This is a genomic window from Bradyrhizobium sp. (assembly GCF_019242285.1).
Classification (GTDB): domain Bacteria; phylum Pseudomonadota; class Alphaproteobacteria; order Rhizobiales; family Xanthobacteraceae; genus Bradyrhizobium.
In genome coordinates, this window is the sequence record NZ_JAFAVV010000652.1 from 1 (window position 1) to 6986 (window position 6986).

Sequence of the window (6986 nt, forward strand, 5' to 3'; positions counted from 1 at the left end):
CTCGCGGTGGTGGCGCCCGGCATCGCCGAGGCCTTGTTGACCACGGCGATCGGGCTGGTCGCCGCCATTCCCGCGGTCGTGATCTACAACCATCTCGCGCGCGTGATCGGCGGCTACCGCGCCGAGCTCGGCGATGCCTCGGCGCAGCTCCTCTTGATGATCAGCCGCGGCCAGCGCGATGGCGCGACGGCGCTGCAACGGGCGGCGGAGTAGGGCGATGGCAATCCGGCTCGGCGGCTCCCGCAATCACGGCGATGAGCTCGACATCCAGCACGAGATCAACGTCACGCCCTTCATCGACGTCATGCTGGTGCTTCTGATCATCTTCATGGTGGCGGCGCCGCTCGCCACCGTCGACATCGGCGTCAACCTGCCGGCCTCTACCGCGCCGGAGCAGCCCCGGCCGGACAAGCCGGTGTTCGTCACCATCAAGCCCGATGGCAGCCTCGCGGTCGGCGAGACTGCCGTGTCGCACGAGGGCCTGGCGAGAGCGCTCGACCAGGCGACGAGCGGCCACAAGGACGAGGCGATCTTCATCCGTGGCGACAAGACGCTGAGCTATGCCGACCTGATGGCGGTGATGAATCTCCTGCGCGATGCCGGCTATCTCAAGCTCGCGCTGGTCGGGCTCGAGACGCCGGCGGGCAAGCCGTGAGCGCGCTTGCGCTGCACCTGCCAGAGCGGCAGGGCGTCGGCCGCTGGCTGTTGGCTGCTGCGCTCATCATTGCCGTTCATGTCGCGATCCTCGCCTCGGCCGTGCTGTGGTATGCACGCAAGCCGGCGGTACCGGACATCATCCCGGCGATCGCCGTGACGCTGGCGCCGGTCGAATCCAGCTCGCCCGAAATCCAGGATCAGGACCTCGCCGTCGGTCCCACCATGCAGCAGGCCGAGGCGGCGCCGCAGCCGCCGCCGAAGATCGAGGACAAGCCGGTCGAGCAGGAAGTGACGTCGCCGACACCACCGCATCGAGCCGACGTTGCACTGCCCGACAAGGAGCCGAAGCCGGTCGAGGCTCCCAAGCCCGAGGCGCCGCCTCCCGCGCCGGAGACCCGCGCGCCGCCCAAGGACGCTCATGTCGGCGCATTCACCGCGGCCGGATCGAACGCCTACAACGCGTTGATCCTCGGCCATTTCGTCCGCTTCAAGCGCTATCCGGCGGCGGCGCACGGGGCTAAGGGCAAGGTGATCGTGCGCTTCGTGCTGGATCGGTCCGGCAAGCTCGTCTCCAGCGAGATCGTCCAATCCTCGGGCAACGACCTGTTCGACCGCGAGGCGATCGAGACACTGCGCCGCGCCAGCCCGTTCCCGGCGTTTCCATCCGTCAAGCCCGGCGGGCAGGACAGTTGGACCATTCCGGTCACCTTCGGCTGACGACGCCCTCTCACAGATACTTCACGATCCGCAGTCCGATCACTTCGTGCTTGTAGCGCGGCGAGACCGGCGAGATGCTGTCCCATTGAATGGCGAGCCCTGCGTCCGCGGCCTCGTCGAACAGTTCGAGCACCGGCTTGATCTGTTGCAGCAGCCGCTGCTTCAGATCGGCGGCAATCTCCGCTTCCGAGCGCGTGGTGACGAGCTGGACGACGGATTCGGAGTTTTCGGCATCACTCATTTCGCGGCACTTTCTGTTCAGTCCGGTCCGTCATTTAGTCGCTCGTCCCGGGCTTTGCAGGTCACGGAGTTCACATTATTGCCCGATTGGAGCGTCGATCCGGCTGGAACCTGATGATGGCATCTCGATGGCGCAGCCGTGCCAGGCGATCCTGCCTCGCCGTCAGAACATCTCGAAATATTCGCGGTGCTCCCAGTCCGACACCTCGGCCTGGAAGCGCTCGATCTCGGCGTTCTTGATGTGCACGTAATAGTCGACGAACGCAGGCCCGAGCGCCTCGCGGAAGAACGGGTCGTCGGCGAGCGCGAGCACGGCCTCGCGCAGCGATTTCGGCAACGGCTCGGCCTTCGTCTCATAGGGCGTGTCGGCCGATGGCGGCAGGGTAAGCCTGCGGTCGACGCCGTCGAGGCCCGAGAGAATCTGCGAGGCGATGTAGAGATAGGGATTGGCGGCGGGCTCGCCGACCCGGTTCTCCAGCCGCGTGGCCGGATCGCCCGGGCCGCCGAGCACGCGGATCATCACGCCGCGATTGTCGCGGCCCCAGATCGCGCGGTCCGGCGCCAGCGAATAGGCGCGGTAGCGCTTGTAGCCGTTGATGGTCGGTGTGGTGAACACGGCCGCCGCGCGCGCATGTGCGAGCAGCCCGGCAAGATAGTGCTTGCCGAACGCGCTGAGCGGCCCGACGTCATCGTTGGCGTCGCCCTGAGCCATGAAGATGTTCTCGCCGCTGTCGCGCGCGGTGATCGATTGATGCAGATGCCAGCCGCTCGCGAACAGGTTCGGCAGCTTCGGCCGGCACATGAAGGTCGCGTGATAGCCGTGGCGGCGCGCGATCTGCTTCACGGCGCTGCGGAACAGCACCATGTTGTCGGCCGGCTCGATGCCTTTCCTCGGCGCGAAGGTGAACTCGCATTGGCTCGGCCCGAACTCGACCTCGACCGAGCGCAACGGCAGGCCGAGCGCGAGAATGTCGCGCCTGACGATGTCGAGCGCCGGCGCCATCTGATCGTAGCGCTGCTCGGTCAGGTACTGATAGCCGTGTGAGAGCAGGCTGACGGACGGCGGCTCGCCCGGCTGTCCCGCATGCTGGGGCGCCATGTGGGTGTCGTCGAGCTTGAAGATGTGGAATTCGACCTCGAGCCCGGCGACGAAATCGAAGCCGCGTTCGCCGAGCCGATTCAGCGCCGATTTCAGCAGATGCCGTGTCGAGAACGGCACCGGCCTGCCGTTGCCGAAATAAATGTCGCACAGCACCCATCCCGATGTCGGCGCCCATGGCAGCACGTGGAAGGTGGTCGGGTCCGGCATCATCAGGAAGTCCGCGGCACCCTCCATCTCCTTCATGCCGAAGCCGCCCCCGGCAGTGAATACCGGAAACACCGTGCGGTGCGAGGTGTCCTTGGCGAGCATCGTGGTGGTGATGCTGCAGCCGTTCTCGAGCGAACGAACAGCCTCGCTTGCGACCAGTGTCTTGCCGCGCAAAATGCCGTGCTGGTCGGCAAACGACAGGCGGATGGTCTCGAGCTTCTGCTCCTCGACGATCCGCGCGAGTCGCTTTGCGGCCTCGCGCTGCTCGTCCGACCACAGCCCGTGCCGTTCGACGAAGCTCAAGGCGTGAGCCTTTCGGTCGGCATGCGCGCGATGCCGTAGGGTGGGCTAAGGCGCGTAAGCGCCGTGCCCACCATTTTCTCGACCGCATGGCTCGGAGTGGTGGGCACGCTGCGCTTAGCCCACCCTACGATCTTGGCTGTCGGAGCAACCATCACTCCGCCGCCGTGAGATGCGGCACCTGGCGCGCGATCTCGGCCGGCACCGGTGCGGCCCAGGGCGCGCCGCGCCGCCGCTTCACGTCGACCTCCATCCAGTAGGTTTCCCAGCCGCGGGTCGGGCCGATGCCGTCCATGGCGGCGGGGCCCTGGATGCTCTTGGCGTGCGCCTCGTCGAGCATCATGAACGGCTGCTCGCCGACGCGGACCTTCTCGATCTGCTCGCGCAACAGCCGGCGATACTGCACGATCGCCTTGTCGGCCTGGCCGAGGTGCTCCCTGGTGCGATCCTGGATCGCGCCCATCGATTCCACCGCCCATTGATCGTGCACGTTGATGTCGCTGCCCATGCCGGTATAGGTCGCGGTCGCCTGCTCCTGCGGATCGAAACCGTAGTCGTTCGACCGGTTCTTGCGCGAGGTGTAGTCGGGCAGGTCATAGAGCGCGAGCCGCTGCGCCCGCATCTTCTGCTTGTCGACCGGCGCCGCATAGGAGGTGAAGATCGCGTACCAGTAGCAGTTCTCGTCGTCGACCGGCACGTGCCATTGCGTGATCGTCATCTCGGTGCTCATGGGAATGACGACGCCGTGTGGAAAGAGCTGGTTGGTGACGCGGACATGGGTCCGCTCCGCATCGATCTCGCGCAGCGCGATCAGGCGCAGCCCGTATTCGGTCTGCTCGACATTGATGATCGGGCGGTCGTAGTCGCGCAGGATCTTGGTCATCGGCAGTTCAGTCCCGGCCGAGGCGCCGCGAAACTGCTTGCCGTAGGCCGCCGAGATCTCCTCGTCCTCGAAGAAGCGGTGCAGATAGGAGGCGTGGCTCGGATCGATTCCGACCTCCAGCGCCTGCAGCCAGTTGCAGCCGATGTGGCCCTTGAATGCAAAAATGTGGCTGTCCGGCGCGACGAAGCAGTCGAGCTCCGGAAAGGCCGGCGGGGTGGCGTCGCCGAGATACGCCCAGAGCATGCCGCTCCTCTCCACCACCGGATAGGCGCGCTGCCGGATGCCCTGGCACAGTTTCGAGCCTGCGGGCTCCGCCGGCGTCTCCAGGCACTGGCCGGCGACATCGAACAGCCAGCCATGGAAGGCGCAACGCAGCCCGCCATGTTCGCGCCGGCCGAAGGCGAGGTCGGCGCCGCGATGCGCGCAATGGCGCTCGATCAGGCCGTAGCGGCCCTCGTCGTCACGAAACAGCACCAGCTCCTCGCCGAGCAGTTTCACCGGCCGCACCGGGCGCGGCCCTTCCAGCTCCTCGACCAGGGCTGCCGGCTGCCAGTAGTGGCGCATCATTTTTCCGCACGGCTCCTTCGCGCCGGTGCGGGTGATCAGGTCGTTCTGCTCCTGGCTCATCATGGCGGCGATCCTGCGTGAAGCGTTGAATTTGCCGATTGGATTCGAGGCGATAGCGAAGCGAATGTCAAACGCGCTTGCCCGCCTACCGGGGGCGCGCGCCCAGAAATTGAGTTGGCCGTGCCGGCCTTTTGGGCAGGCGCAATCCGGTGCCGATTGACTTGAAAGAGATTTTTCGCTGGCACGTTGATTGCTTCCGTGGAGGCTGAGTTGGCAGCTAGGGTTCCGGTTCTCCAAATGCTGGAGAATGTCTGGTCCGAGAGTTGCCACCCGGGGCGCCGTGCATAGCCCTGGGTGCACGGCGGGATAAAAGCCCGGGAGACCTCAGTGGCCGCGTTTGGCAGGCACTTGGGTCTATTTGCCAGTCCGTGGTCATCAAACCGATGAGGGACTGGATATGCGGATCTCAAGAAATCGACTGACTGCCGTTGTTCTTGCTGCCTGCCTGCTGGCGACCGTGCCGCTGTCGCCCGCGTCGGCCGAGCAGAAAAAGGACTTCAACATCGCCTGGACCATCTATGTCGGATGGATGCCGTGGCCCTATGCGGCGGAATCGGGCATCGTGAAGAAGTGGGCCGACAAATACGGCATCACCATCAAGGTCACCCAGATCAACGACTACGTCGAATCGATCAACCAGTACACGGCCGGCAAGTTCGACGGCGTCACCGTCACCAACATGGACGCGCTGACGATTCCCGCGGCCGGCGGCGTCGACACCACGGCGGTCATCATGGGTGACTATTCCAACGGCAACGACGGCGTGGTCCTGAAGAAAGGCAAGACGCTGGCCGATATCAAGGGACAGAAGATCAACCTCGTCGAGCTGTCGGTGTCGCACTATCTGCTGGCGCGGGGACTGTCGACCGCCAAGCTGAGCGAGAAGGACATCAAGACCGTCAATACCTCGGATGCGGACATCGTCGCGGCCTCGAAGTCGCCGGACACCACCGCGATCGTGACCTGGAATCCGCAATTGCTCGAGGTGAAGGCCGAGCCCGGCGCGACGCTGGTGTTCGATTCCAGCAAGATCCCGGGCGAGATCGAGGACCTGCTGGTGATCAACAGCGCGACCTTGAAGGACAATCCGGAACTCGCCAAGGCGCTGGTCGGCATCTGGTACGAGACCATCGCGCTGATGAAGGATCCGGGCGAGAAGGGTAAGGCGGCGCGCGAGGGGATGGCGAAGCTTTCCGGCACCGACCTCGCGGGCTTCGAGACCCAGCTGAAGACCACGCACATGTACTACACGCCGAAGGACGGCACCGACTTCATGAGCGGCCCGGAATTGCCAAAGATCATGGATCTGGTCCGCGGCTTTTGCTTCGAGCACAATCTGCTCGGCGAGAACGTCAAGTCGAAGGATGCGATCGGCATCCAGACGCCGACCACGACGCTGGGCTCGGCCAAGAACGTCAAGCTACGCTTCGATCCGGGCTTCATGAAGCTCGCCGCCGACGGCAAGCTGTAGCCGAACCGCCGCTCGAGCCGAACGTCCGCCGCGCAGGGAGGTCGCTGCATGCCGCGCGCCATGAACGTCGTTCCGCCGCGCGGCGGCCGCATCCTGCTGGCGATGTTGCCGTTTCTGCTGATCGCGATCGTCTATGTGATCGGGTCGGCGGAGCGGCGCGCCGCCAATCCCGATGACAAGCTGTTGCCGCCGTTCTCCGAAATGGTCGAGACCTCCAAGCGGCTTGCCGCCGAGCCGGATCGGCGATCCGGAGAATATGTGCTGTGGGTCGATACGGCGGCGAGCCTGCAGCGCCTGGTGCTGGGGCTCGGCATTGCCGCGGGCCTCGGCCTCGCCTTCGGCCTGATGATCGGCCTGTTGCCGGTCGCGGGCGCCGGCTTTGGAACGCTGGTCGCGGTGCTGTCGATGATCCCGCCGATGGCCGTGCTGCCGATCCTGTTCATCGTGTTCGGACTCGGTGAATTGTCGAAGGTGATGCTGATCATCATCGGCGTCACCCCGACCATGATCCGCGATCTCTCGCTCGAAGTCGCCGCCATGCCGCGCGAGCAGCTCGTCAAGGCGCAGACGCTCGGCGGATCGACCTGGCAGATCGCCATCCGCGTGGTGCTGCCGCAGATCATGCCGCGCCTGATCAAATGCGTGCGGCTGATGATCGGACCGGCCTTCCTGTTCCTGATCTCGGCGGAGGCGATCGCCTCCGACGTCGGGCTTGGCTACCGGATCTTCCTGGTGCGGCGCTATCTGTCGATGGATGTGATCCTGCCCTATGTCGTCTGGAT

At 65.3% G+C, this 6986-nt stretch carries 8 protein-coding genes and 1 riboswitch; of the genes, 5 read left to right on the forward strand and 3 right to left on the reverse strand.

Annotated elements, in window-relative coordinates; all coding sequences use genetic code 11:
* From JOY90_RS26300 to JOY90_RS26310, 3 genes are all read left to right on the forward strand, one after another.
* Positions 1-213 (forward strand): MotA/TolQ/ExbB proton channel family protein (locus JOY90_RS26300; RefSeq protein WP_291694022.1); only part of this gene is annotated, 213 nt, incomplete at its 5' end.
* A gap of 4 nt (positions 214-217) precedes the next feature.
* Entirely contained in the window at positions 218-655 is a 438-nt protein-coding gene (exbD, locus tag JOY90_RS26305) for a TonB system transport protein ExbD (RefSeq protein ID WP_291694023.1), read from the forward strand.
* A complete protein-coding gene (locus tag JOY90_RS26310; protein WP_291694024.1) occupies positions 652-1374 on the forward strand; it encodes an energy transducer TonB in 723 nt (240 codons plus the stop codon). Before exbD ends, JOY90_RS26310 begins: the two co-directional genes overlap by 4 nt.
* A 10-nt stretch (positions 1375-1384) precedes the next feature.
* Here JOY90_RS26310 and JOY90_RS26315 read toward each other — a convergent pair whose 3' ends face one another.
* From JOY90_RS26315 to JOY90_RS26325, 3 genes are all read right to left on the reverse strand, one after another.
* Complete coding sequence (locus tag JOY90_RS26315; protein WP_291694025.1) at positions 1385-1615, reverse strand: hypothetical protein; 231 nt, start codon at positions 1613-1615, stop codon at positions 1385-1387.
* A gap of 162 nt (positions 1616-1777) precedes the next feature.
* Positions 1778-3226, reverse strand: coding sequence for a glutamine synthetase family protein (locus tag JOY90_RS26320; RefSeq protein ID WP_291694026.1), 1449 nt, complete (start codon positions 3224-3226; stop codon positions 1778-1780).
* Positions 3227-3377: 151 nt separating this feature from the next.
* Positions 3378-4736: an aromatic ring-hydroxylating dioxygenase subunit alpha gene (locus JOY90_RS26325; protein WP_291694027.1), complete on the reverse strand. Its 1359-nt coding sequence runs from the start codon at positions 4734-4736 to the stop codon at positions 3378-3380.
* Positions 4737-4939: 203 nt separating this feature from the next.
* Positions 4940-5056: riboswitch (guanidine-I (ykkC/yxkD leader) on the forward strand.
* A 74-nt stretch (positions 5057-5130) separates the two neighbouring features.
* Between JOY90_RS26325 and JOY90_RS26330 the strand changes: the two genes are divergently transcribed.
* A complete protein-coding gene (locus tag JOY90_RS26330; RefSeq protein WP_291694028.1) occupies positions 5131-6204 on the forward strand; it encodes a putative urea ABC transporter substrate-binding protein in 1074 nt (357 codons plus the stop codon).
* A 48-nt stretch (positions 6205-6252) separates the two neighbouring features.
* The coding region (locus JOY90_RS26335) for an ABC transporter permease (protein WP_291694029.1) at positions 6253-6986 on the forward strand (734 nt) is incomplete at its 3' end.

Bases quoted from the DNA above. Each gene is read 5' to 3' on its own strand.
- exbD (WP_291694023.1), top strand. From the start codon at position 218: ATGGCAATCCGGCTCGGCGGCTCCCGCAATCACGGCGATGAGCTCGAC.
- JOY90_RS26315 (WP_291694025.1), bottom strand. From the start codon at position 1,615: ATGAGTGATGCCGAAAACTCCGAATCCGTCGTCCAGCTCGTCACCACG.
- JOY90_RS26325 (WP_291694027.1), bottom strand. From the start codon at position 4,736: ATGATGAGCCAGGAGCAGAACGACCTGATCACCCGCACCGGCGCGAAG.
- JOY90_RS26330 (WP_291694028.1), top strand. From the start codon at position 5,131: ATGCGGATCTCAAGAAATCGACTGACTGCCGTTGTTCTTGCTGCCTGC.